1 protein-coding gene is annotated in these 279 nt (G+C 59.5%); it reads right to left on the reverse strand.

All coding sequences use genetic code 11. The features are described from left to right. Positions 1-2 precede the first annotated feature (2 nt). Positions 3-279, reverse strand: a 277-nt coding sequence (locus tag P2081_RS20725) for a hypothetical protein (protein WP_278924674.1), incomplete at its 5' end; no start/stop codon positions are given.

Consider the following 279-nt stretch of genomic DNA (forward strand, 5'->3'; position numbering starts at 1 on the left):
GTTTATCCTATGTTGAGGCCGAGTGATACGAGTAGGTCCAAAAGAGGCTTGATGAGAAGTTGTAGGAACGCGCCAAGTCCAAGTAATCCGCCGCCGCCGCTGCCGCCGTCGCTCTTTTTGTCGTCGTCGCCGCCGCCGCCGCCGTCGTCGGCGCTAGGGAAGGGCCAGGCAATAGGGTGTGGCTTGGCTTCAGCACTGGGCTCAGCCTCAGCGACTGCTAACGGGATGGCATCCGCTACACATCCTGCGACAAACGCCAGAAGAAGAAGGCCGATGTAT

The organism is Pseudophaeobacter profundi (genome assembly GCF_029697505.1).
Lineage (GTDB): Bacteria > Pseudomonadota > Alphaproteobacteria > Rhodobacterales > Rhodobacteraceae > Pseudophaeobacter > Pseudophaeobacter profundi.